Genomic DNA, 24,124 nt, shown 5'->3' with positions numbered 1-24,124 from the left:
AGATGGCCATGTCTCAGCTCGATGCCGAAATGCAGGCCTGTGTCGAAGAATGCCTGCGCTGCTATTCCGTCTGCCTCTCTACGGCGATGAACCACTGCCTCGAGATGGGCGGCGCGCATGTCGAGAAGGAACATTTCACGCTCATGATGGCATGCGCCGAGATTTGCCGGACGTCGGCTCATTTCATGCTGCTCGGCTCGCCGCACCACAGGCATACCTGCGCGGAATGCGCCGAAATCTGCACGGAGTGCGCCGAAGACTGCGAGCGCATCGGCGGCATGCAGGACTGCGTGGATGCGTGCCGCCGCTGCGCTGAAAGCTGCCGCAGGATGGCCGGCTGACGACTTTCCATTCCGCCTGCCGGGCTTTTCGTACTTTGGCGGGACCCTGACGCTTGATGCCGGTATCCAGGAGTTGGCGGTGAGATCTTTCTGGCGGGACAATGGGCTGACGCTCGTTCTTGCGGGGCTGTTCCTGTTCAGCATGGCGGGGATGATCTGGTCGGGACATTCGGCGCACAACGAGGAGCTCCGGCAGCATGGCGGCGAGGCCGTCAGCCTTATCAACTATGTCACCGGCGGCAGCTTCCTCTCCGCCCTGTTCGAGAACTGGGAAAGCGAGTTCCTGCAGATGGCGTGCTACGTGGTACTGACCGCCATGCTGTATCAGCGAGGCTCCGCCGAGTCGCGCGATCCGGACGACCCTTTCCGTCCGGACGATCAACTGCCTCGCGAGATGCGCAAGCGCAGTCCCCTCATGGCATGGCTCTATTCCTATTCGCTCGGCATCGCATTGGCGCTGCTGTTCGTCGCGTCCTTCTCCCTGCACTGGTGGTCCAGCCTGATAGCCGCGAACGACGAGGCGATACGGCATGGCGGCGAGGTGAAATCCGCCATCGCCTATGTCTTCGAGGCGCAACTCTGGTTCGAATCCTTCCAGAACTGGCAATCCGAATTCCTGTCGACAGCCCTTCTGGTCGTGCTGTCCATTTTCCTGCGGCACAAGGGATCGCCCGAATCCAAGCCGGTCGGCGCCCGGAACAGCGAAACCGGAGCGTAGGCTACAAGCGCCCGCGCGCTCCTGCCCGATGGAGCGCTTCCCCCGATCTTCCTCCCTGGCGCAACCGGTACGTCTTGTCGGCGCGATCCCGTCCCGTCTAACTAGGGTCAGGACGAAGGAAGGATTTTCGATGAAGACGATCTTCTCGCCGAAACATGCGGGCCATGCGGGCAATTTCGAGCTGATTTCGGGCGCGATCGTCCCGGCCTTCGAAAAACCGTCGCGCGCCGAAATCATCAAGGCGCGCGTCGAGGCGGTGAAGCTCGGTCCGATCCTGCCGCCGGAGGAGCACGACCTTTCCCACGCAAAGCGCGTGCATCGCGAGGATTTCATCGACTTCATGCCCACGGTCTGGCCGCTCTGGGAAGCCTCCGGGCGCAGCGGCTCGACCATCCCCTTCACCTGGCCGACGCGGGGCTTGCGCGGCGACAAGCGCCCGTCATCCATCGACGCGCTGCTCGGCTTCTATTCCTTCGACGCGGGCGCGAACTTCGTCTCCGGCACATGGGAAGCGATAAAATCGTCCTATAACGTGGCGCTGACCGGCGCGAAGCTGGTCAAGGATGGGGAACCGGCGGCCTTCGCGCTCTGCCGCCCGCCGGGCCATCATGCCGGCAGCGCCTTCATGGGCGGCTATTGCTACATCAACAATGCCGCCGTCGCCGCGCAATGGTTCCGCGATCACGGCGCGGCGCGCGTCTCGATCCTCGACGTCGATTATCACCACGGCAACGGCACGCAGGAGATCTTCTACGAACGCGGCGACGTGCAGCTTCTCAACCTGCATGGCGACCCGATGGTGGAGTATCCGTACTTCCTCGGCCATGCCGACGAGACCGGCAAGGGCGAAGGCGAAGGCTTCAACCACAATTATCCGATGCCCTTCGGCACGAGCTTCGGCGAATGGGAGGCCGCGCTCGACGACGCCTGCCGCAAGCTCGACGCCTACGGCCCGGACGTCGTCGTCGTCTCGCTCGGCGTCGACACGTTCGAGAAGGACCCGATCAGCCAGTTCAAGCTCACCAGCGCCAACTATCCGAAGATCGGACGGCGGATCGCCCGGCTCAATCGGCCGACGCTGTTCGTCATGGAGGGCGGCTATGCGGTGGACGAGATCGGCATCAACGCGGTCGGCGTGCTGACAGGTTTCGAGGATCGCTGATGGAAACCGTCAACACAGTCACGCTCGGCGTCGTGCAGTTCGCCTGCACCGACCATGCGGACGAAAACGTCGCCACGGCCTCACGATTGGTGCGCGAGGCGGCGGGACGTGGCGCCAACATCGTGCTCGTGCAGGAACTGTTTGACGGCCACTATTTCTGCCAGCGGCAGAACCCGGCACATTTCGCCCGCGCCCGTGAACTCGACGGCCATCCGACCTTGCGGGCGATGCAGGCGCTCGCCGCCGAACTCGGCGTCGTCATTCCCGTCTCGCTGTTCGAGCGCCACAACCAGGCCCATTACAATTCGATGGTGATGGTGGACGATCGCGGAACCGCGCTCGGCGTCTACAGGAAGTCGCACATTCCGGACGGACCGGGCTATTCCGAAAAATTCTATTTCAATCCCGGCGACACAGGCTTCAGGGTCTGGAAGACCCGGTTCGGCACGATCGGCGTCGGCGTCTGCTGGGACCAGTGGTTTCCGGAGACGGCGCGATCCATGGCGCTGATGGGCGCGGAATTCCTGCTCTATCCGACGGCGATCGGCTCGGAACCCGGGCGGCCGGATTTCGACTCGATGGAGCACTGGCGCATCACCATGCGCGGCCATGCCGGAGCGAACCTGATGCCGGTCGCCGCCGCCAACCGGACCGGCACCGAGACCGTCGACGGCACGTCGCAGACCTATTACGGCTCCTCCTTCATCGCCGGTCCTTCCGGAGAGCTTCGCGCCGAGGCCGGCCGCGACGGCGAGGTGGTGCTCACTACCGTCTTCGACCGTGAAAAGATGCGCGCCGACCGCGCCGCATGGGGCCTGTTCCGCGACCGCCGGCCGGAGCTTTACGGGGCGCTGGCGACGCTGGACGGGGAGACGAGTTGAACAGAACTCTGGTTTCTATCAGCATAATGTGCTATATATGTTGCACATCTCTAAGGTTTCTTTCCATGGCAGTGACTTCCAGGATCAGACGGCAGGGCGGCGCGGCCGTAGTGACGATTCCGCCTGCCTTGCTCAAGCTCATGAATGTCGAGATCGGCGGCGAATTGTCGTTGAGCGTCGTTGACGGTGAACTCGTCGCGCGTCCTGAAAGGACCGCGAGGCGGCGTTATTCACTAAACGAACTGCTTGAAGGCGCGGAGGAAATGATCAGGCTTAGTGCCGAAACGGCATGGGCACGCGAAGGCGACCCCTTCGGTCGCGAGATTTCCTGATGGTACGCAGCGGCGTTCCCCGTCGCGGCGACATCTACTGGATCGATCCCAATCCCGTAGCCGGCCGCGAAATGAAGAATCGCCACCGTTTTGTTGTCATCACACCAACACAGATCAACGCACTCGGGGTCTGCATGACGGTTCCCGTCACGACAGGTGGAACTTTCTCAAGGCAGATTGGCCTCGCCGTGGCCATCACCGGCCATGAAACGACCGGAATCGCAGTCTGAAATCAGGTGCGCAGCTTCGACGTCGAAGCGCGTGTACGCGCGGGCTCGGCCCGCTTCGTGGAGAAGCTCGATCCTTCCATCGTCGATGAAATCGTCTCCCGTGTGGTGAGCGCAATCGATCCCGGAGAATAGCTCTAACCCTTCACCGCGCTGATCGAGCCGCGGACGACGAGGTCGACCGGCCATACCTCCGCGCGGGCGTCGGTCTCCGCCCCGGAAAGGCGGGCAGTCAGCCGCTCGGCGATGCGGGCGCCGGCGGCGCGGATCGAGGAGCGGGTGGTCGACAGCGGCACCGCGAAATTCTCCGGCTTCAGCCACGGAAAGACGTCGTCATGCGCTATCAGCGAGACGTCGCCCGGCACGGAGAGGCCAAGCTCGCTCAACGCCCGCATCACGCCGAGCGCCATGATCAGGCTCGAGCAGACAAGGGCGGTCGGGCGATCCGGCCGGCCCATGATATTCATGGTCGAGCGGTAACCGTTCTCCTCGGTCATCGCGACGGACCGCACATTGCGCGCATCGAGCGTCACACCGGCGGCGGCGAGCGCCCGTTTCAGGCCGCGCTCGCGGAAGATGGCGAAGGTCTGCGTGATTTCGCCGTTGACCAGCCCGACGCGCCTGTGCCCAAGCTGAGTCAGCAGGCGGCCCGCCTCGTGAAACGCGCCTTCATTGTCGATGTCCATATGCGGGTAGTCGAAGCCGAGTCCTTCGCTCCGCCCATGCACGATGTAGGGCAGGCCAAGCTGCTCCAGGAGCCGGATGCGCCGGTCGTTCGGGCGCGGCGAGGACACGTAGACCGCGTCGACCTGCTTGTTGGCGACGACCCGGCGGTAGGTGGTCTCCTCGTCGCCGGCCTCCGTCGGCGAGAGCACGAGGTCGAGATCGTGGCCGCGCGCATAGTCGCCGAGGCCGGACAGGAATTCCACGAAATGCGGATCGATGTCGACCGACGCACCGGTCGGCATGACATAGCCGATCATGCCCGCCTTGCCGGTGGCGAGGCGGCGCGCGCTGGGATTGGGGCGGTAGCCGTGCCGCTTGGCTGCGTCCACCACCCTGCGTCGCGTTTCTTCACTTACCTCGGGATAGCCGTTCAGCGCGCGACTCACCGTCGTCTGCGACAGGTCGAGCATGGAGGAAAGCTGTTTCAGGTTCAAAACCAAAGTCCTTCAAAGCGCTTTCAATTTTCGCCATGAAATCCGGCGAAACGACACGCGCATCAATCCGGCGATGCCGAGACTTTCGAATAAGCAGCCGAACGGCAAGGAGAAAATAGCTCACTAAATAATTTCAATCGATTTATTTGCAAAGACCCTTGACGTCAGGCTGGATTAATGGCCAATTGATGCAATCCAAAGCGCTTTGAGGTCCCGTGCGGCCACTTGTGCCGTTCCGCGACCGGGCGCATGCTCCGTGAGGGCGGGGCACCCGGAGGAGGTCCGGGGGAACGAGTGTCGAACTGGGAGGAACGCATGAGGAAAACCCTTCTCGCGGGCGTCGCGCTCGCCGCCATGGCCTTCAGCTGGCCCGCCGCCGCCGAACTGAAATTCAAGCCGGGCGAAGATTCCCGCTTCACCTGGGAAAACTTCGAGGAACTGAAGAAGACCGATCTCAAGGGCGAGACGCTGACGATCTTCGGCCCGTGGCGCGGCGAGGACGAGGCGCTGGTGCGCTCCGTGCTCGACTATTTCACCGAGGCGACAGGCGTCGAGCTGAAATACTCATCGTCGGAAAACTACGAGCAGCAGATCGTCATCGACACGCAGGCCGGAAGCCCGCCCAACATCGCCATCCTGCCGCAGCCCGGCCTGATTCAGGACCTCGCTTCCAAGGGCCTGCTGACGCCGCTCGACGATGCTGATGCGCAATTCGTCAAGGACAATTACGGCGCCGGCGAATCCTGGGTCGGCCTCGGCACTTTCAAGGACAAGGACGGGGCGGAGAAATTCTTCGCCTTCCCCTATAAGGCGGACCTGAAGTCGCTGGTCTGGTACGTGCCGGAGAATTTCGAGGAAGCCGGCTACGAGGTGCCGAAGACCTGGGAAGACATGATTAAGCTCTCCGACCAGATCGTCGCCGACGGCGGCACGCCCTGGTGCATCGGGCTGGGCTCGGGCGGCGCGACGGGCTGGCCGGCGACCGACTGGGTCGAGGACATCATGCTGCGCACCGCGCCGCCGGAAACCTACGACAAGTGGACGAAGAACGAGATCCCGTTCAACGATCCGGCCGTCGTCAACGCGCTTCAAATCTTCGCCGACATCGCCACCAACGACAAATACGTCAATGGCGGCAAGGCGGCGGTCGCGGCGACCGATTTCCGCGACAGTCCGAAGGGTCTCTTCGAGATCCCGCCGAAATGCTACATGCACCGTCAGGCGTCGTTCATCTCGTCCTTCTTCCCGGAAGGCACGAAGCTTGGCGAGGATGCCGACTTCTTCTACCTGCCGCCGATGGCGGCGAAGCCCGAACTCGGCACGCCGGTGCTCGGCGCGGGCACCTTCGCCTCGATCACCAAGGACTCGAAGGCCGCGCGCGCTTTCATAAAATTCCTCGAAATGCCGCTGGCGCATGAGATCTGGATGGCGCAGTCCGGCCTGCTGACGCCGCTGAAGACGGCCAAGCAGGAAGCCTATGCCAACGAAGCGCTGAAGAAGCAGGGCGACATCCTCGTCAACGCCTCCACCTTCCGCTTCGACGGCTCGGACCTGATGCCCGGCAAGATCGGCGCGGGGGCCTTCTGGACGGGCATGATCGACCTCGTCGGCGGCAAGCCGGCCGAGGCGGTCGCGACCGACATCCAGAAGAGCTGGGACGCGATCAAGTAGTTTTCGGCGTCCGGCCCGGGCGGCTGCGCCACGGGCCGGGGACCGGACGTATCCCGGTCGTAAATTGCGTTCGATCTGTCACTCGGCCATCCCCTCCCGGCGGAGCGAGGGGATCGCGGCGTGAGCGCAGCGATCAGCTCGCAGCGCGGCTTTCCGTGTGTCTCCTCGCTCTGACGGGAGCGGATGGCCGAGTGAACAGAGGCGGCGCGCGCCGCCCGAAGGCAGAAGCAGAGCAAGTCAGTCCGCACGAGGGAGGGACCTGTGGCGGCCCAGATATTCTCCGCGATCCTTGTCATCATCGTCGGCGTCGGCGGCTGCGTCGCCTATTTCTGGGGCGCCAACAAGCTGCTCGACCTCATCTTTCCGGCGCGCGGCGTCAGCGGCGGAACGGCGGTCGACAATCTGCGTCGTCAGGGGCTGATCCGGCCATGGCTGTTCCTCGGCCCGGCCCTCGCCATCCTCGTCGTCTACCTGATCTATCCCGTCGTCCAGACCCTGATCCTCTCGTTCCACGACCGGGGCGGCGAGAACTTCGTCGGGCTCGCCAACTATGAATGGGCTTTTGGCGACCGCGAGTTCCGCAACTCGATCCTGAACAATTTGCTCTGGCTCGCCGTGGTGCCCGCCGCCTGCACCTTCTTCGGCCTCATCATCGCCGTGCTGACGGACCGCATCTGGTGGGGCACCATCGCCAAGAGCCTGATCTTCCTGCCGCTCGCCATCTCCTTCGTCGGCGCCAGCGTCATCTGGAAATTCGTCTACGAGTATCGCGGCGACGGCCAGACCCAGATCGGCATCCTGAACGCGGTCGTGCAGGCCTTCGGCGGGCAGCCGCAGGTATGGATCTCCCTGCCCTTCTGGAACAATTTCTTCCTGATGATCATCCTGATCTGGATCCAGACGGGCTTCGCCATGGTCATCCTGTCCTCGGCGCTGCGCGGCATTCCCGAGGAGACGATCGAGGCGGCCGTGATCGACGGCGCCAACCCCTTCCAGATCTTCTGGAAGATCATGGTGCCGCAGATCTGGGGCACCATCGCCGTCGTCTGGACGACCATCACCATCCTCGTGCTGAAAGTGTTCGACATCGTGCTGACCATGACCAACGGGCAGTGGAACAGCCAGGTGCTCGCCAATCTCATGTTCGACTGGATGTTCCGCGGCGGCGGCGATTTCGGCCGCGGCGCCACCATCGCCATCATCATCATGCTGGCCGTGCTGCCGATCATGATCTGGAACATCCGCCAGGCCAACAAAGAGATGGGAGGGCGCTGAGATGGCCGCCGCTGGCAGCGCCCCCGCGGGCAAATCCCCCCTCGGCCGCATCGGCACGCATCTGGCCGTGCTGTTCTTCGTCGCCGTCTGGACGCTTCCGACGCTCGGCATTCTGGTGACGTCGATCCGCGACAAGGACCAGATCATCGCGTCCGGCTGGTGGACCGCTTTCACCAGTTCCGCGCAGACGGAAGCCGGCCGCCTTCCCGCCCCGAACAAGGCGGTGGAGAAGGACGGCAAGTTCGTGCTGGAAGGCAATCTCTTCGAGGAGCCCGGCAGCCGTTCCATCTCGGCATTCGGCACAAGGGCGCAGGCGCCGACACAGTATCCGGCGGGGACGACCGCCGATCTCGGCGACGGCGAGACGCTGCTGATCAACGAGGACGGCAGTTTCGTGATGACCTATCCGGCCGCGCAGGACAGCGACCGCGGCCGCCGCATCTACTATTCCGCAACCGTGCCGCCGCGCTTCACCTCGGAGAACTACGAGACGGTGCTGTTCTCCGAAGGCATCGGCCGTTCCTTCATCAATTCGCTCACCGTCACCATTCCGGCGACCGTCATCCCGATCATGATAGCCGCCTTCGCGGCCTATGCGCTCGCCTGGATGAAGTTCCCCGGCCGCGCGCTCCTGATCGCCACCGTCATCGGCCTGCTCGTCGTGCCGCTGCAAATGGCGCTGATCCCGCTGCTGCAGCTCTACAACGGCGTCGGCGCCTTCTTCGGCGTGCCGTCGAAAACCTATCTCGGCATATGGCTGGCGCATACCGGCTTCGGCCTGCCCTTCGCCATCTATCTGCTTCGCAGCTACATGGCCGGCCTGCCGCGCGAACTGATGGAATCGGCCCGCATCGACGGGGCGAGCGACTTCGAGATCTTCATCAAGATCGTGCTGCCGCTCTCCTTCCCGGTGCTTGCCTCCTTCGCCATCTTCCAGTTCCTCTGGGTGTGGAACGACCTGCTCGTCGCCATGGTGTTCCTGGGCTCCGGGTCGGACCAGCTCGTGCTGACGGGAAAGCTCAACGCACTGCTCGGCTCGCGCGGCGGCGACTGGGAGATCCTGACAACGTCGGCCTTCGTCACCATCATCGTGCCGCTGCTCGTCTTCTTCTCGCTCCAGCGCTACTTCGTCCGCGGCCTGCTGGCCGGTTCGGTGAAGGGAGGGTGAAGATATGAGATCGCATGCGGTACCCCCACCCCTAACCCCTCCCCACAAGGGGGAGGGGGATGCCATCGCTGGTGCGCTTTTATCCGATCCTCCGGAAGGACCAGCGACTACGTTCACGCTCCCCTCCCCCTTGTGGGGAGGGGTTAGGGGTGGGGGTAGCCTTCAGACCAGAGATCACGCATGACCAACGACAACACAGCGCCCTTCGAACCCGACTGGTGGCGTGGGGCGGTGATATATCAGATCTATCCGCGCAGCTTTCAGGATTCGGACGGCGACGGCGTCGGCGATTTGAAGGGCATCGTCAGGCGGCTGGAGCACGTAGCCAAACTCGGTGTCGACGCGATCTGGATTTCGCCGATCGCGAAATCGCCGATGAAGGATTTCGGCTACGACGTGTCGGACTATTGCGACATCGACCCGCTGTTCGGCTCGCTGGAGGACTTCGACGCGCTGCTTGCCGAGGCGCACCGTCTCGGCCTGAAGGTGATGACGGACATCGTCATCTCGCATTCCTCCGACCAGCATCCTTGGTTCAGGGAGAGCCGGTCGAGCCGCGATAATCCCAGGGCCGACTGGTATGTCTGGGCCGATCCGAAGCCGGACGGCTCGCCGCCCAACAACTGGCTGTCGATCTTCGGCGGCTCGGCGTGGCAGTGGGACACGCGGCGGATGCAGTATTATCTGCACAATTTCCTGCCCGAGCAGCCCGACCTCAACTTCCACAACCGCGAGGTGCAGGACGCGCTGCTCGCCGCCGCGCGCTTCTGGCTCGACCGCGGCATCGACGGTTTTCGTCTCGACACGATCAATTTCTATTTTCACAGTCAGGGACTGGAGGACAATCCGCCGCTGCCGCCCGAGCAGCGCAACGCCTCGACCGCGCCGGCGGTCAATCCCTATAATTTCCAGGACCATCTCTACGACAAGAGCCGGCCCGAGAACCTCGCCTTCCTCGAACGTTTTCGCGCGCTGCTGGACGATTACCCCGCAAAAGCCTCCGTTGGCGAAGTGGGCGATTCCCAGCGCGGGCTGGAGATCGTCGCCGCCTATACAGGCGGCGGCAACCGCGTCCATATGTGCTATTCCTTCGACTTCCTCGGCCCCGACAAACTCAATGCCCGCAAGATCAGCGAAGTGCTGGAGGAGTTCGGCCGGGTCGCGCCGGACGGCTGGCCCTGCTGGGCGCTGTCGAACCACGACGTGGTGCGCCACGCGACCCGCTGGGGCGCCGGCGAGAAGGATCTCCACGGCTATCTGAAGGTGATCTCGGCGCTGCTCCTGTCGCTGCGCGGCTCGGTCTGCCTCTATCAGGGCGAGGAGCTCGGCCTCGGCGAAGCGAATATCGCGTTCGAGGATTTGCAGGACCCCTACGGCAAGACGATGTGGCCGGAGTTCAAGGGCCGCGACGGCTGCCGCACGCCCATGGTGTGGGAGAGCGGGGCGGCGAATGGCGGCTTCTCGACCGTAAAGCCGTGGCTGCCGGTGCCGGCGGAGCAGGCCGCGCAGGCCGTCGATGCGCAGCAGGGCCGCGCCGGGTCGATGCTTGAGCATTACCGCACCTTCCTCGCCTTCCGGCATGCCCATCCGGTCTTCGCCAGGGGCGATATCGAGTTTCTCGCGGCGGACGACGACGTGCTCGTCTTCACGCGCGAGCACGGCAACGAGCAGATCGTCTGCGCCTTCAATCTCGGCGCGCGCAACGCCAGCCTCGATCTCGGCGCGGATGTCGCGCTGACGCCGGTCGGGGGTCACGGTTTCACGTCGACCGCCGAGGGCGGCAAGATCAGGCTCGGCGCCTATGGCGCCTGGTTCGGGCGCTTTGCCTGAAACAGCGGAATAAGAGGGAGGACATCATGGCCGACGTCAATCTGGCACAAGTCGAGAAGGCCTACGGCACGATCAAGATCCTGCACGGCATCGACCTCGACATCAAATCCGGCGAGTTCATCGTCTTCGTCGGCCCGTCGGGCTGCGGCAAGTCCACGCTGCTGCGCTCCATCGCCGGACTGGAGGAGATCACCGGCGGAACGCTGAAAATCGCCGGCGAGGTGGTGAACGACGTGCCGCCGTCGAAGCGGGGCATCGCCATGGTGTTCCAGTCCTATGCGCTCTATCCGCATATGACGGTCTACGACAACATGGCCTTCGGCATGCGCATCGCGCGCGAGAGCAAAGAGGAGATCGACCGCCGCGTGAAGAACGCCGCCGAGATCCTGCAATTGACGAAGTATCTCGACCGGCTGCCCAAGGCGATGTCGGGCGGCCAGCGCCAGCGCGTCGCCATCGGCCGCGCCATCGTACGCAACCCGAAGGTCTTCCTGTTCGACGAGCCGCTGTCGAACCTCGACGCGGCGCTGCGGGTCGCCACCCGCATCGAGATCGCCAAGCTGAAGGAATCGATGCCCGACACGACGATGATCTACGTCACCCACGATCAGGTCGAGGCGATGACGCTGGCCGACCGCATCGTCGTGCTGAAGGAGGGCCGCGTCGAGCAGATCGGCTCGCCGATGGAGCTCTACAAGCACCCGGGCAATCTGTTCGTCGCGCAGTTCATCGGCTCGCCGGCCATGAACATCCTGCCAGCGAAAGTGGAAAAGGCGGGCGCGGCGACCACCGTCAGCCATGTCGGCGGACGCAGGGCCGAGGTGCCGATCGCGACGCCGGCCGATGCCCCGGGCAGCGCCGTCAGCTTCGGCGTGCGGCCGGAGGATCTGTTCGTGGCGACCGGCGACGGCTACCTGTTCGAGGGTCCGGTGGACTATATCGAGCAGCTCGGCGAAGTGCAGCTCGTCTATGTCGACATCGGCCGTCCCGACCAGCCGCTGACGGCGAAGCTGCCGGGCGGTGCGGAGGTGAAGCGCGGCGACGTCATCCGGCTCGACGCCAAGCCGGGTGACCTGCATCTGTTCGACAGCGAAGGCCGCTCCTACGCAGTATCCCGTGCGATGGCAGAGGCGGCCTGATCGGGCGGCGCGGCGGCGGAAAGGTCCGGTAGAGCTTTCGGAAACGACTTTCGTATAAAGTCGTATGGAAAAGCATTTCCGGCGGGACGAAGAAAACCGCTTCCGAACGCTCGAGGGGGACCGGGCCATGTCGATGGAAATCCGCCACGCGGTCAGTCCGCGCGAAGCGAAGGGGTTCGACACGGAGGCGTTGCGCCGGGCGTTCCTCGTCGACGCGCTTTTCCCGCAGAACGACATCAGGCTCGTCTATTCCCACTACGACCGGCTGATCCTCGGCGGCGCGCTGCCAGCCGAGCGCGAGGTGTTCCTGCCGGTGGTGAAGGAAACCGGCACCGATCATTTCCTCGACCGGCGCGAGATGGTGATCGTCAACATAGGCGGCGAGGGCCAGGTGGTGACGCTGACCGGCACCTACATGCTGGCGCGCCGCGACGCGCTCTACCTCGGGCGCGGAACGGGGCCGGTTTCCTTTTCCAGCCTCGACCGGAGCCGGCCGGCGAAGTTCTATCTGGTCAGCGCGCCCGCCCACAAGGAAATCCCGGCGCGGCTGCTGAGCGGCCCCGGCTCGGAGCGCATCGAGCAGGGCGATCCGGCCACGGCCAGCCAGCGCGTGACCTTCAACATCGTGCATCCGTCGATCATGGAGACCTGCCAGCTCGTGGTGGGCATGACGGTTCTCGCCGAGGGCTCGGTGTGGAACAGCGTGTCCGGCGAACTGCATCAGAGGCGCACCGAAGCGTTCCTCTATTTCGGCATGCGGCCGGAACAACGCGTCTTCCACATGATGGGCGAGCCGGCCGAGACCCGGCATCTGGTCGTCGCCAACGAGCAGGCGGTGCTGTCGCCGCCATGGTCGATCCAGGCCGGCGTCGGCACGAAGAACTACGCCTTCATCTGGGCGATGGCCGGCGACAATGTCGACGAGCGCGACATCGACCCGGTGCCGGTCGAGATGCTGCGCTAGGCTGTAGTGACGATTTAACTATCTGATCCAAATAGCTATGGCTGCGATGAGGACGAAGCCTCGGAAGTTTGCGAGGAGCTTGTCGTATCGCGTTGCGACGCGGCGGAACTGCTTGAGTTTGGCAAAGAAGCGCTCAATGAGGTTTCGTTCCTTGTAGATGCGCCAGTCGCAAGCGTGAGGACGCCTTCGTTCGGGCCTTGGCGGAATGACGGGGATAGCTCCAGCATCGAGAATGATGTCGTGGAAGGCCTCGGCGTCATAGGCGCGGTCGGCGATGACGTGGCGAGGTTTAAGGCCTTCCAGCAGGTCCTTGCCGTAGATCACATCGCCTCGGTGGCCCGGCGAGAGCACGAAGCGCACCGGCAGGCCGAGCGCATCGACGGCGGCATGGATCTTGGTTCCTAGCCCGCCGCGTGAACGGCCAAGACCCTGGGCGTCCGCTCCCCCCTTTTCCGCCGTGCCCCGGCGGCTTGGGGCTGTGCGCGGATGGAGGTGGAATCGATCGCGACCCAATCGAGGTCGGCTTCTTTGGCCAGTGCCTCGAACAGCTTTTCGAGCACACCCATCTCGATCCAGCGGTAGTAACGCCGCTTGGCTGTCTGATAGTTGCCATAACGCTCGGGTAGATCACGCCAGCGTCCACCCGAGCGGGCCATCCAGATCAAAGCGTCGACAAAGCGCCGGTTGTTGGTGCGTGGACCACGTCGACCCTTGCGACCACCCGGCACAAACGGCTCAATCCGCAGCCACTGTTCATTGCTCAGCCCATCCACATCCATGACTGACCTCCAAAAGCCAGAATGGAATCTGATTTGCGACTTAACTGGAATCCCTAAATCGTCACTACAGCCTAGCCCGAAGGAATTTGGCCGAACGCCTCAACCCGCTCTGGCGAAGCCCGCCTCCACGACGCTGCCTCCGGTGAGCGCGACCGCGCCGACGACGAACACTTCCGTCGCCTCGCCGCGGCCCCTCAGCCGGTGCTTGCCCGCCGGGATCGTCTCGAAACGTTCGTCCAGCCGGGATGCGGTTTCGCCGGACACGACGATCGTGGTCGCCGCGTCAGGCGCCAGCAGCTTGCCGATATCCTGAAGGCGCTGGCTGATGTTCACCGTATCGCCGACGATCGTATAGTTGACGCGGTCGGCAGCGCCGATATTGCCGACGATGGCCGAACCCGTGTGGATGCCTATGCGGATTCGCAGCGGCGGCCGTCCCTCCGCCACGGCGAGCCTGTTGTCTTCCTCCAGCGCGTCGCGGATCGCGGCGGCGGCCGCACCGCGGCGGCCGCATGGCCCTTGAGTCGGTCGGGCGCGCCGAAGAAGGCCATCATGCCGTCGCCCAGGAATTTGTCGACGGTGCCGCCTTGCGCATCGACCGCACCGCACAGGAGGGCGAAATGATGATTGAGCACACGCGCCGTCGTCGTCGCGTCCATCTGCTCCGATAGCGTGGTGAAACCCGCAATGTCGGTGAACATGACCGTGACGATCGCCTCGCGCGGCCCGGCCACGCCGATCTCGCCGGTGCGCACCAGCTTGGCGACGAGGCTGCGGGGAATATAGGTCGAGAACGCCCGCAGGCCGATCAACATGGCATTGAACGCCAGAGCTTGGTTGTCCAATTCGAGGACCCTGCTGCGCGGCAGCGGCGTCACGCTGTCGATATCGAAATCGGCGACGCGCGTCGCCTGCCCGGCAATCGCCCTGATGGGGCGCGACAGGCGTTTGCCAAGCAGGATGGCGATCAGGACAGCGACCGCCATCGCGATCAGGCCGACGATCGCCGAGCCTGCCACGCGCTGGAGTTCGTCGCCGATCTCCCCATTCGCGAAATATGCGCCGATGGTCCAGGGCGGCCCGCCATAGCCGGGAATCTGGCGCGTGAGCACGATATAGTTCGGGTCGCCGGTCCAGGATTCCAGCCCTTCGCCGTCACCGGCAAGCTCGATTTCCGATACCTCGACATTGCGCGTGCGCGTCGCGTCGAACGCCTCGACGGGCCGCCGGGCCGGAAACGCGGCCAGCACCGGATCGCCCAATGCCGCAACCGGCATCGGAGGCAGCAATCCGTTCTTTCGCGCCTCCGGATCGGCGAGCCGGGCATCCGCGAGAACGCGGCCGTCGGCGTCGAGGATGAATGCGTGCGTGCCGAAACGGGCGGACAGTTCCCGCGTGATCGCCGAGAGATTCTGCAGTTCGACCGCGGCTATCACCCAGCCCTGCACCGACCCGTCGCGCGAAAGCGGCGCCGACACATTGGCGAACAGGCCGTACTCGTTCGAAACGATGGCGCCCCACCGTCGCCCGTCGAGCTGCCGGCGCTTCTCAAGCGCCTCCAGCATTTGCGGCGATTTCTCGCGTTCCACCGGCAACATCCGTATCCCGCCGGCCGGATTCGCCTCGTCCCCGTCGCGTGCTGCTCCCCGGCAGTCGTCCTCCGGCGTGCAAAGCAGCATGGCGGTGACCTGCGGCGCCGCCGACAAGGCGCCAGCCATCGCGGCATACGCCGCATTCGTGTCGTCGATCTCGAACGAGGATTGCGCGTAAAGCTCCACGATGCCGTCGACGGCGTCTTCGGCGCGCCCAAGCTGGTCGCTGAGCGAATCCTCCATCGCATCGATCAGAAGAGCCGACTGCGCGCCGAGAAGGTCGACCGTGTTGCGAAGATTGGCTCCGACCGCGAGCGCCAGGACGCCGCCCACCGACACCAGCACCAGCATTCCGATGCTGAGCGCCATGATGACTGCGATCGGGATACGCCGCTTCCTCTGCTGCGGGCGGGGCAGGCGCGCCGGTTCGACTGACGTATCCATGCCGTCAATGTCGTGGAATGCAGGCCAATTGCAAGGCCGCATCATCGTTCTGTCAGTGTCTCCCGCGAGGGCTACGTCATCGCGGCTCGCGAAAATCCGCGGCCTTCGGGCCGCCGCCGATGGTCACAACCGCGTGCGGGAAAACGGATTCCAGCGCACGAAGCCCAGCCTGATCTTCTCGCGCATGAGCGTGAGCAGGCCCGATGCGACGACGACGGCCATGCCGACGACGCTCAGCCAGTCCGGATATTCGTTGAAGAAGGCGGCGCCGATGATCACCGCCCAGACGATCTGCGAATAGTGCGTCGGCGCGATGAGGTTGGCCGGGCTGTGACGCACGGCCAGCAGTTGCAGCCGGCTGCCGCCCGCCGTGCAGAGGCCCGACGCGGCGAGCAGCGCCCAGACCTTCCAGTCGGGCGCGGCGAAGGTCGATGTCGCCAGCGCCGCAGCGCCGTTGAGGACCAGGCTGTAGACGGCCAGCACGCCGAGGATGGTGGTCTGCCGCTCCTGCTGCAGCGAACGCATGAGGATGATGGTCGAGGCGCCGAAGAAGGCGACGATGAAGGCCGCCAGATGGCCGAGTTCCAGCGCGCGGAAGCCGGGCCGCACCACGAGCAGCACGCCGCAGAAGCCCATGACCACGGCCAGCCAGCGCCACGGCCCCACCCTCTCCTTGAGGAAGACGATGGAAAGCAGCGTGACCAGGATCGGCGCGAGGAACATCAGCGCGTAGACCTCGGCCAGCGGGATGGTGGTGAAGGCGTAGACGCTGAACACGCCGGCGCCGAAGCCGAAGAGTGCGCGCGCCTGCACCGCCCACGGCCGCTTCATGCGCCAGAAGCCGCGCCAGCTTTCGCCCTCCGGTTTCAGCAGGAACAGGAAGAGGCTGGCGAACAGAATGTTGAAGAAGCCGATCTCAAAAACCGAGAGCTGGCCGCCGAACCCCTTGATGATGCCGTCGCCCCACGCATAGACGGCGTAGGCGGCGAGAGCCAGGAGAATACCGCTGTTCACGAGAAGGCCTTCCGGGAAACGGCGCGGCAGAATCCGCCGACGCCTGCTGCTGGGTAGACGCAGGCCGCGCGCCATGCAATGGGGCAGTGCGCGCGGCGCCAAAATATCGCGGGCGGGCGCTGCCGGGGCGCCGCATGTTGACGGCGGCAGTCCCGCAGACGAATATCCGGCCGCCGGCGGCGGGTGAGAACGGCCGGAACAAAAACAACGACTGCATGACGGGATGGAAATGACGGAAAAAGCCGAAATCGGCCTGATCGGCCTGGGTGTGATGGGCGCGAATCTCGCGCTGAACATTGCCGAAAAGGGACAGCGCATTGCGGTTTTCAACCGCACCGCGTCGAAGACCGCGGCTTTCGTCGAGCAGGCGGGCGCGCTCGCCGACCGGATCGTGCCCTGCGACACCATCGAGGCGCTGGTGGAGGCGATCCGGCCGCCGCGCCCGATCATCGTCATGGTGCAGGCAGGTGCTGCCGTGGACGAGCAGATCGCGCATCTCAAGCCGGTTCTGGCGAAGAACGACATCATCATCGACGCCGGCAACGCCAATTACCACGACACGGTGCGCCGCACGCGCGAACTTGAAGGCTCCGGACTGACCTTCATCGGCATGGGTGTCTCGGGCGGCGAGGAAGGAGCACGCCACGGCCCGTCCATCATGGTCGGCGGCACGGAGGACTCCTATCGCCGCGTCGAGCCGACGCTCACCGCCATCTCGGCGAAATATGAGGGCGAGGCCTGCTCGGCCTGGCTCGGGCCGGACGGCGCCGGCCACTTCGTCAAGACCATCCACAACGGCATCGAATATGCCGACATGCAGATGATCGCCGAGATCTACGGCATCCTGCGCGACGGCCTCGGCATGGGCGCGAAGGAGATCGGCAAGGTGTTCGACGGCTGGAACAAGGGCCGTCTCAACTCCTTCCTGATCGAGATCACGGGAAAGGTGCTGGCGGCCGACGATCCGAAGACCGGCAAGCCCGTGGTCGACATCATCCTTGACCGTGCCGGCCAGAAGGGCACCGGCAAGTGGTCGGCCATCGAGGCGCAGACGCTCGGCGTACCGGCGACCGCGATCGAGGCCGCCGTCGCGGCGCGCGTCATCTCCTCCATGCGCGACGAGCGGCTCGCCGCCGAAAAGGCATACGGGCCAGCGGCCACGGGCCGCGTCTCCAGGGACATTCTGGCCGATCTCGAACTGGCGCTCTTCGCCGGCAAGATCGCGGCCTATGCGCAGGGCTTTGCCGTGATGGCCGCGGCCTCGAAGGAGTTCGGCTGGAACCTGCCGATGCCGACCATCGCGAAGATCTGGCGGGCCGGCTGCATCATCCGCTCGCAGTTCCTCGGCACCATCGCGGCGGCTTTCGGCAAGGATGCGAAGGTCGCGAACCTGCTCATGACGCCAGCCTTCATCGACATGATGAAGGAGGCGAGCCCGGCGCTGCGCCGCGTGGTGGCGATCTCGGCGGAGGCCGGCCTGCCCGCCCCGGCGCTGGCTTCCGCGCTCGCCTATTTCGACGGCTACCGGCAGGGGCGCGGCACCTCCAACGTCATCCAGGCCCAGCGCGACTTCTTCGGCGCGCACGGCTTCGAGCGGATCGACGCGGCCGGCGCGCATCACGGCCCATGGGGCAGCGGCGCCGCCTGAGCGGCCCGTTCAGATCCGGCGGACGCTCTCGCGCGGCATGAGTTCCGCCGGCCAGCGCACGACCTGCTCCTTTCCCGAGCCGGCATTGTCCGCCCGGACAAGACCGAGCAGCGTGTCGGCGGCGCTCTCGCCTATATGGCGGCGCGGCTGGCGGATGGTCGTCAGCGCCGGAATGAAGACCTCGGCGATGTCGATGTCGTCGAAGCCGACCACGGAGACATCGCGCGGCACCTCGACCCCGGCGCGATGCAGTTCCGAGATGAAGCCGCAGGCCATGATGTCGCTCGACGTGGCGATCGCGGTCGGCCGATCGGCCATCGCGAGCCAGCGGCGCGCCGCCTCGACGCCTGAACCAAGCGAGAAGTCGCCCTCGAAAATCCAGTCGGCGCGCTCCCGAAGCCCGTGCCGTCTCAGGCCCTGCCTGAAACCTTCGACGCGCTCGCCGGTCAGGACATTGCCCTTCGGCCCCAGCACATGGCCGATGTCGCGGTGGCCGTGTTCGAACAGGTGCGTCACCGCCGCCGCCTGCCCGCCACTGTTGTCGAAGCGGATGGACGGTCCGATGCCGCCGTCGATCCATTCGCAGCAGAAGACGACAGGCGGCACCGAGGCGCCGTGGCGGAAAAAATGCTCCGGCAACGTGCCGTCGAGACAGATGATGCCGTCGGCGCGGTTGACGTGGAGATAGTCGAGCACCCTCTCCCTCGGCACGTCAGGGTTGTTGGTGTCGTTGACCAGCACATTGTAGCCGTCCCGCGCGAGACGCGCCTCGATGCCGGCGAGGATGCGCGAGAAGAACGGATTGCCGAGATTGGGCACGAGCACCACGATGGAGCTGGTCTCCTGCCGCCGCAGGTTCCGCGCCGCGCGATTAATCGAATAGCCGGTCCGCTCGACCGCTTCCATCACGATGCGCCGCGTTTCCTCGGAAACGCGATCCGGCAACGAGAGCGCGCGACTCACCGTCGCGGTCGATACGTTCGCCGCGCGCGCGACATCCTGAACGGTCGGAAAGGTCTTGCTCAATGCGACCGGCGCCCTCCACGCCACTCCCAGATCCTGTGCTTCCGGAAACGCTGACCCCACCGCGCCGGCTAACGGGGCGGCGACAGCACCTCCGTCGGCACGATGAGGCTCTGCAGCCCTTCGACCGGCGCCCCGTTTATGCTGCCGATCACCGCTTTCGCCAGTTCGCGTCCGGCCAGACGCACATCCTCGTTCACCACATGCAGTTCCGGCCGGAACATCGGCAGCAGCCGGAAGGACTGCTTCGACACGATGTCGACGTCCCGGCCGAGCCTGAAGCCCGCCGCCTCGATGCCGGCCACGAGGGCGAAGGTGCCGCCGCCGGCGCCGCTGACGATGCCGTCCGGGCGCGACGGGCGGCGCATCATCTCGATGGTGGCGGCGCGTATCCGCTCGATCGAGTGATCGTTCGTCACCGAGGAGAACGGCACCTCGTTCAGCCCGACCTCGGCAAGCCCGTCGAGGAAGCCGCTGCGCATGTGCTGATGATACATGAGCGAGGATGGCGGGGCGAGCAGCGCCAGCCGCTGCCGGCCGATTTCGGCCAGGCGCTTCACGGCGAGACCGGCGAAGGCATAATTGTCGAAATCGTGATACGGATGCTCGACATTCATCGCCGTCCGCCCATGCGTGGCGAAGGGAAAGCGGCGCTCGATCATGTAGCGCACGCGCGGATCGTCGGGCTGGGTGCGGGAGATGATGATGCCGTCGGCCGAGCCGGTCTCGACGACGTAGCGGATCGGCTGCATGGGATCGTTGTCGCGCGAATAGGGCGTGACGATCAGATGATAGGGCGACTGCGCGAGCTGCTCCGAAATGCCGTAGATGATGTCGGACACGAAGCCGCCGACCTGCTCCTGGGTGTCGAGGACGAGGCTGATGACGTTGGTCTTGCCGGTGCGCAGGCGCACGCCGGCGCGGTTGGGCCGGTAACCGACCTGGTTGGCGACGAGCTGCACCCGCTTGCGCGTCTCCAGCCCGATGTCCGGCGCATCCTTCAGCGCCCGCGACACGGTGGTCACGCCGAGCCCGGTCATGAAAGCGATGGTCTTCAGGGTCGGACGGTCCGGCCCGGCCGCCGCGGCCACGCCGCGTGCATCCTTTGAAATCTTCTCGTCCATCCGGGCCACCTGCACTACGCCTTTCGTATGACACCGCACACTGAATCTGACAAGCACCTCGACATTATCTGCAACGTTACAGATTTTTCGCTCGATTGTCAGCCGGCCGCGATCCCAGAGCCGACAGCAACTGCCTTTGCCGCAATGCAAGATATTGAGGAATCAAGGAGATGAAGCTTGATTCCGGACGCAATTTGCGCACTGCAACAAGCAGATACCGTAGGGTAGAAGCTGCACCTCCTGTTGACGATCAGCCCATCGGTACTGGAAAAACGCGGCTGGCGCCTTTTTGGCCGTTGCACGCCAATCCGACTTCGCATAACGTCCGCTCCTGAAACGTTACAGTTTCTTGGAGGAGAACCCATGCGTTTTAAGCTGACTGCGCTGCTCGCGACCGGTGTCGCGCTCAATCTCTCCGGAGCCGCCATGGCGACGGATCTCGAAGTGACGCACTGGTGGACGTCGGGCGGCGAGGCCGCCGCCGTCGCCGAATTCGCCAAGGCCTTCGACGCCACGGGCAACAAATGGGTCGACGGGGCGATCGCCGGCTCCGGCGGCACGGCGCGTCCGATCATGATCAGCCGCATCACCGGCGGCGACCCCATGGCCGCCACACAGTTCAATCACGGACGGCAGGCCGAGGAACTCGTGCAGGCCGGCCTGATGCGGGATCTCACCGATCTCGCCACAAAGGAAGGCTGGAAGGACATCGTCAAGCCGTCGAGCCTGCTCGACTCGTGCACGCTCGACGGAAAGATCTATTGCGTGCCGGTGAACATCCATTCGCAGCAATGGCTGTGGCTGTCCAACGCCGCCTTCGAGAAGGCCGGCGTGCCGGTGCCGAAGAACTGGGACGAGTATGTCGCCGCCGCTCCCGCGCTCGAAAAGGCAGGCATCGTGCCGCTCGCCATCGGCCAGCAGAGCTGGCAGACGACGCTGGCCTTCCAAGTGCTGCTGACGGCGCTCGCCGGCAAGGACGCCTACATGAAGATCTTCGGCGACAAGGATGCCGAATTCGCCGCCAGCGCCGATATGGCGAAGGTGTTCAAGGCCGCGGACGATGCGCGCAAGATGGCCGCGAAATCCACGGCGCAGGAATGGAACCAGGCGACGACCATGGTCATCAACGGCCAGGCCGGCGGCCAGATCATGGGCGACTGGGCGCAAGGCGAATTCCAGGTGGCCGGACAGGTCGCCGGCAAGGACTACACGTGCCTGCCCGGCCTCGGCGTCAACGACATCATCCAGACGGGCGGCGACGCCTTCTACTTCCCGCTGCTCAAGGACGAGGAGAAGTCCAAGGCGCAGGAAGTGCTGGCGTCGACCATGCTGAGCAAGGAGACGCAGGTCGCCTTCAACCTCAAGAAGGGCTCGCTGCCGGTGCGCGGCGACGTGGACCTCGCCGCCGCCAACGACTGCATGAAGAAGGGCCTCGACATCCTCGCCAAGGGCAACGTCATCCCCGCTCCCGATCAGCTGATGTCGGCCGACTCGCTCACCCGCATCAACGATCTGTTCGCGGAGTTCTTCAACACGCCCGCCATGACAGCGGAAGACGCGCAGAAGCGCTTCACCGATCTCGTGGCCTCGGCCGACTGATCCGTCATCCGCCGACCGGCGCCGTTCCGCAAGGACCGGCGCCGGCTCCCCCGCACCTCAAGGGAATGTCGGCCTATGGCTGAGGAGAGCGCCGGGCGCCCGAACCAACTCTTCAAGAACCTGAGTTCGAAGATCGCTTCCATCCCGATGATCCTGACGGCGCTCGTCATCTTCGTCGGCGGGACGATCTGGACGGTCGTCTATTCCTTCACCAATTCGCGGCTCCTGCCGCGCCTGAACTTCGTCGGGCTCGACCAGTACGAACGTCTCTGGGGCACGCCGCGCTGGCATGTGGCGATCGAGAACATCGCCGTCTACGGCGTCTCCATGCTGGTGCTTTCGCTGCTCTTCGGCTTCCTGCTCGCGGCCCTGCTCGACCAGAAGATCCGGTTCGAGGACACGTTCCGGACGATCTTCCTCTATCCCTTCGCGCTCTCCTTCATCGTCACCGGCCTCGTCTGGCAGTGGATTCTCAACCCCAATTTCGGCGTGCAGCACATCGTGCGCAGCCTCGGCTGGGAAAGCTTCGCCTTCGACCCGCTCTACGACCAGCGCATCGTCATCTTCGGCATCCTGATCGCCGCGCTTTGGCAGCAGACCGGCCTCGTCATGTGCCTGATGCTGGCCGGGCTGCGCGGCATCGACGAGGACATCTGGAAGGCGGCACGCGTCGACGGCATCCCGACATGGAAGACCTACCTCTTCATCGTCATCCCGATGATGCGGGCTGTGTTCGTCACCACGCTCGTCATCGTCGCCAGCGGCATCGTGCGCGTCTACGACCTCGTCGTCGCGCAGACGAGCGGCGGCCCCGGCATCGCCTCGGAAGTGCCGGCAAAATATGTCTACGACACGATGTTCCTGTCGCAGAATCTCGGCCAGGGCTTCGCCGCCTCCACCATGATGCTGCTTTCCGTCATCATCGTCGTCGTGCCATGGGCGTATCTGGAATTCGGCAGGAGGCGCCGCCATGGCTGATGTGGTCCTTCTGCGAGATCGCGGCGGGGGGGGGGCCCCCCCCCCCCCCCGGGGGGGGGGGGGGGGGGGGGGGGGGGCCCCCCGCGCCTCGCGTATGGCTGTCGACTGGGCTCTCTCTGCCGAACGTTGCTGGCGTTGCGCGTCATGACGGTCGCCGCTCTCGACCTGTCCGGTCCACAGGGGACGCGGCCGCGCCGCACGCTCTCGCCGCGCAACATCATGCTCTACGGCACGCTGATCGTCGTGGCGGTTTACTACCTCATTCCGCTTTACGTGATGATCGTCACCTCCCTCAAGGGCATGCCCGAAATCCGCCTCGGCAACATCTTCTCTCCGCCGGTCGAGATCACCTTCGAGCCCTGGGTGAAAGCCTGGGCGACAGCCTGCACGGGCCTGAACTGCGACGGACTGAGCCGGGGCTTCTGGAATTCGGTGCGCATCACCGTGCCTTCCGTCGTCGTCTCGATCGCGATTGCCTCGATCAACGGCTACGCGCTCGCCAACTGGCGCTTCAAGGGCGCGGAGATCTTCTTCACCATCCTGATCGTCGGCGCCTTCATCCCCTATCAGGTGATGCTCTATCCGATCGTCATCATCCTGCGCGAAATGGGGCTCTACGGCAGCCTGTGGGGTCTGGTGATCGTGCACTCCATCTTCGGCATGCCGATCCTGACGCTCCTCTTCCGCAATTATTTCGCCTCTGTGCCGGAGGAGCTGTTCAAGGCGGCGCGCGTCGACGGCGCCGGCTTCTGGGCGATCTACTTCAAGATCATGCTGCCGATGAGCCTGCCGATCTTCGTCGTCGCCATCATCCTGCAGGTGACGGGCATCTGGAACGACTTCCTGTTCGGCGTCGTCTACACGCGGCCAGAAACCTATCCGATGACCGTGCAGCTCAACAACATCGTCAACGCGACGATGGGCGTGAAGGAATACAACGTCAACATGGCGGCCACGATCATCACAGGCCTCGTGCCGCTGGTCATCTACTTCATCTCCGGCAAGCTGTTCGTGCGGGGCATCGCCGCCGGCGCGGTGAAAGGTTAGCAGCACAC

At 64.7% G+C, this 24,124-nt stretch carries 20 protein-coding genes and 2 pseudogenes; 16 read left to right on the top strand and 6 right to left on the bottom strand.

Annotated features, from left to right (window positions below; all coding sequences use genetic code 11):
- The first annotated feature begins 8 nt into the window (after nucleotides 1–8).
- The 6 genes from M9955_09955 to M9955_09930 all read left to right on the top strand — a co-directional run bounded on the left by M9955_09955 (nucleotide 9) and on the right by M9955_09930 (nucleotide 3,664).
- A complete protein-coding gene (locus M9955_09955; protein ID MCO5081964.1) occupies nucleotides 9–341 on the top strand; it encodes a four-helix bundle copper-binding protein in 333 nt (110 codons plus the stop codon).
- Between the two features lie 79 nt (nucleotides 342–420).
- Nucleotides 421–1,059, top strand: a complete 639-nt coding sequence (locus M9955_09950; protein MCO5081963.1) for a hypothetical protein — start codon at nucleotides 421–423, stop codon at nucleotides 1,057–1,059.
- 130 nt (nucleotides 1,060–1,189) lie between these two features.
- The gene (locus M9955_09945; protein ID MCO5081962.1) at nucleotides 1,190–2,221 is read left to right on the top strand and encodes a histone deacetylase family protein; all 1,032 of its coding nucleotides are present in this window, start codon (nucleotides 1,190–1,192) and stop codon (nucleotides 2,219–2,221) included.
- Nucleotides 2,221–3,102, top strand: coding sequence for an N-carbamoylputrescine amidase (gene aguB, locus M9955_09940; GenBank protein ID MCO5081961.1), 882 nt, complete (start codon nucleotides 2,221–2,223; stop codon nucleotides 3,100–3,102). The genes M9955_09945 and aguB overlap by 1 nt, the downstream gene beginning before the upstream one ends.
- A 65-nt stretch (nucleotides 3,103–3,167) precedes the next feature.
- Nucleotides 3,168–3,434, top strand: a complete 267-nt coding sequence (locus M9955_09935) for a PbsX family transcriptional regulator (protein ID MCO5081960.1) — start codon at nucleotides 3,168–3,170, stop codon at nucleotides 3,432–3,434.
- Entirely contained in the window at nucleotides 3,434–3,664 is a 231-nt protein-coding gene (locus tag M9955_09930) for a type II toxin-antitoxin system PemK/MazF family toxin (protein MCO5081959.1), read from the top strand. The genes M9955_09935 and M9955_09930 overlap by 1 nt, the downstream gene beginning before the upstream one ends.
- Nucleotides 3,665–3,798: 134 nt before the next feature.
- Here the strand turns inward: M9955_09930 and M9955_09925 are convergent, their stop codons facing one another.
- The gene (locus M9955_09925; GenBank protein MCO5081958.1) at nucleotides 3,799–4,821 is read right to left on the bottom strand and encodes a LacI family DNA-binding transcriptional regulator; all 1,023 of its coding nucleotides are present in this window, start codon (nucleotides 4,819–4,821) and stop codon (nucleotides 3,799–3,801) included.
- 315 nt (nucleotides 4,822–5,136) lie between these two features.
- Between M9955_09925 and M9955_09920 the strand changes: the two genes are divergently transcribed.
- The 6 genes from M9955_09920 (at nucleotide 5,137) to kduI (ending at nucleotide 12,868) form a co-directional block, all read left to right on the top strand.
- Nucleotides 5,137–6,492 carry an ABC transporter substrate-binding protein gene (locus M9955_09920; GenBank protein ID MCO5081957.1) on the top strand — a complete coding sequence of 452 codons (1,356 nt, stop codon included), beginning with the start codon at nucleotides 5,137–5,139 and terminating at the stop codon, nucleotides 6,490–6,492.
- 261 nt (nucleotides 6,493–6,753) lie between these two features.
- Nucleotides 6,754–7,767 carry a sugar ABC transporter permease gene (locus M9955_09915; GenBank protein ID MCO5081956.1) on the top strand — a complete coding sequence of 338 codons (1,014 nt, stop codon included), beginning with the start codon at nucleotides 6,754–6,756 and terminating at the stop codon, nucleotides 7,765–7,767.
- Nucleotide 7,768: 1 nt separating this feature from the next.
- Nucleotides 7,769–8,935, top strand: a complete 1,167-nt coding sequence (locus tag M9955_09910; GenBank protein MCO5081955.1) for a carbohydrate ABC transporter permease — start codon at nucleotides 7,769–7,771, stop codon at nucleotides 8,933–8,935.
- 180 nt (nucleotides 8,936–9,115) lie between these two features.
- Entirely contained in the window at nucleotides 9,116–10,765 is a 1,650-nt protein-coding gene (locus tag M9955_09905) for an alpha-glucosidase family protein (GenBank protein ID MCO5081954.1), read from the top strand.
- Nucleotides 10,766–10,791: 26 nt separating this feature from the next.
- Entirely contained in the window at nucleotides 10,792–11,904 is a 1,113-nt protein-coding gene (gene ugpC / locus M9955_09900) for a sn-glycerol-3-phosphate ABC transporter ATP-binding protein UgpC (protein ID MCO5081953.1), read from the top strand.
- Nucleotides 11,905–12,031: 127 nt separating this feature from the next.
- Entirely contained in the window at nucleotides 12,032–12,868 is an 837-nt protein-coding gene (kduI, locus tag M9955_09895) for a 5-dehydro-4-deoxy-D-glucuronate isomerase (GenBank protein MCO5081952.1), read from the top strand.
- Between the two features lie 18 nt (nucleotides 12,869–12,886).
- Here kduI and M9955_09890 read toward each other — a convergent pair.
- From M9955_09890 to M9955_09880, 3 genes and pseudogenes are all read right to left on the bottom strand, one after another.
- Nucleotides 12,887–13,647, bottom strand: a pseudogene (locus M9955_09890) (IS5 family transposase).
- A 99-nt stretch (nucleotides 13,648–13,746) separates the two neighbouring features.
- A pseudogene (locus M9955_09885) lies at nucleotides 13,747–14,306 on the bottom strand (adenylate/guanylate cyclase domain-containing protein).
- Nucleotides 14,307–15,806: 1,500 nt separating this feature from the next.
- Complete coding sequence (locus M9955_09880) at nucleotides 15,807–16,697, bottom strand: DMT family transporter (protein MCO5081951.1); 891 nt, start codon at nucleotides 16,695–16,697, stop codon at nucleotides 15,807–15,809.
- Between the two features lie 229 nt (nucleotides 16,698–16,926).
- Between M9955_09880 and gndA the strand changes: the two genes are divergently transcribed.
- Nucleotides 16,927–18,345: an NADP-dependent phosphogluconate dehydrogenase gene (gndA, locus tag M9955_09875; protein ID MCO5081950.1), complete on the top strand. Its 1,419-nt coding sequence runs from the start codon at nucleotides 16,927–16,929 to the stop codon at nucleotides 18,343–18,345.
- A 9-nt stretch (nucleotides 18,346–18,354) separates the two neighbouring features.
- Here the strand turns inward: gndA and M9955_09870 are convergent, their stop codons facing one another.
- Complete coding sequence (locus M9955_09870; protein ID MCO5081949.1) at nucleotides 18,355–19,371, bottom strand: LacI family DNA-binding transcriptional regulator; 1,017 nt, start codon at nucleotides 19,369–19,371, stop codon at nucleotides 18,355–18,357.
- Nucleotides 19,372–19,439: 68 nt separating this feature from the next.
- A complete protein-coding gene (locus M9955_09865) occupies nucleotides 19,440–20,492 on the bottom strand; it encodes a LacI family transcriptional regulator (GenBank protein ID MCO5081948.1) in 1,053 nt (350 codons plus the stop codon).
- A 363-nt stretch (nucleotides 20,493–20,855) separates the two neighbouring features.
- Between M9955_09865 and M9955_09860 the strand changes: the two genes are divergently transcribed.
- The 3 genes from M9955_09860 to M9955_09850 all read left to right on the top strand — a co-directional run bounded on the left by M9955_09860 (nucleotide 20,856) and on the right by M9955_09850 (nucleotide 24,116).
- Complete coding sequence (locus M9955_09860; protein ID MCO5081947.1) at nucleotides 20,856–22,091, top strand: ABC transporter substrate-binding protein; 1,236 nt, start codon at nucleotides 20,856–20,858, stop codon at nucleotides 22,089–22,091.
- 75 nt (nucleotides 22,092–22,166) lie between these two features.
- Complete coding sequence (locus M9955_09855) at nucleotides 22,167–23,069, top strand: sugar ABC transporter permease (protein MCO5081946.1); 903 nt, start codon at nucleotides 22,167–22,169, stop codon at nucleotides 23,067–23,069.
- A gap of 144 nt (nucleotides 23,070–23,213) precedes the next feature.
- Nucleotides 23,214–24,116 carry a carbohydrate ABC transporter permease gene (locus M9955_09850; protein ID MCO5081945.1) on the top strand — a complete coding sequence of 301 codons (903 nt, stop codon included), beginning with the start codon at nucleotides 23,214–23,216 and terminating at the stop codon, nucleotides 24,114–24,116.
- Nucleotides 24,117–24,124: the final 8 nt, after the last annotated feature.

It is taken from the genome of Rhizobiaceae bacterium (assembly GCA_023953845.1).
Classification (GTDB): domain Bacteria; phylum Pseudomonadota; class Alphaproteobacteria; order Rhizobiales; family Rhizobiaceae; genus Arvimicrobium.
This window is presented reverse-complemented; position numbering and strand designations above follow the sequence as displayed.

Coding starts and splice junctions, on each gene's coding strand:
- M9955_09955 (MCO5081964.1), top strand. CDS start 9: ATGTCTCAGCTCGATGCCGAAATGCAGGCCTGTGTCGAAGAATGCCTG.
- M9955_09945 (MCO5081962.1), top strand. CDS start 1,190: ATGAAGACGATCTTCTCGCCGAAACATGCGGGCCATGCGGGCAATTTC.
- aguB (MCO5081961.1), top strand. CDS start 2,221: ATGGAAACCGTCAACACAGTCACGCTCGGCGTCGTGCAGTTCGCCTGC.
- M9955_09935 (MCO5081960.1), top strand. CDS start 3,168: ATGGCAGTGACTTCCAGGATCAGACGGCAGGGCGGCGCGGCCGTAGTG.
- M9955_09930 (MCO5081959.1), top strand. CDS start 3,434: ATGGTACGCAGCGGCGTTCCCCGTCGCGGCGACATCTACTGGATCGAT.
- M9955_09920 (MCO5081957.1), top strand. CDS start 5,137: ATGAGGAAAACCCTTCTCGCGGGCGTCGCGCTCGCCGCCATGGCCTTC.
- M9955_09910 (MCO5081955.1), top strand. CDS start 7,769: ATGGCCGCCGCTGGCAGCGCCCCCGCGGGCAAATCCCCCCTCGGCCGC.
- M9955_09905 (MCO5081954.1), top strand. CDS start 9,116: ATGACCAACGACAACACAGCGCCCTTCGAACCCGACTGGTGGCGTGGG.
- ugpC (MCO5081953.1), top strand. CDS start 10,792: ATGGCCGACGTCAATCTGGCACAAGTCGAGAAGGCCTACGGCACGATC.
- kduI (MCO5081952.1), top strand. CDS start 12,032: ATGTCGATGGAAATCCGCCACGCGGTCAGTCCGCGCGAAGCGAAGGGG.
- gndA (MCO5081950.1), top strand. CDS start 16,927: ATGACGGAAAAAGCCGAAATCGGCCTGATCGGCCTGGGTGTGATGGGC.
- M9955_09865 (MCO5081948.1), bottom strand. CDS start 20,492: ATGGACGAGAAGATTTCAAAGGATGCACGCGGCGTGGCCGCGGCGGCC.
- M9955_09860 (MCO5081947.1), top strand. CDS start 20,856: ATGCGTTTTAAGCTGACTGCGCTGCTCGCGACCGGTGTCGCGCTCAAT.
- M9955_09855 (MCO5081946.1), top strand. CDS start 22,167: ATGGCTGAGGAGAGCGCCGGGCGCCCGAACCAACTCTTCAAGAACCTG.
- M9955_09850 (MCO5081945.1), top strand. CDS start 23,214: ATGACGGTCGCCGCTCTCGACCTGTCCGGTCCACAGGGGACGCGGCCG.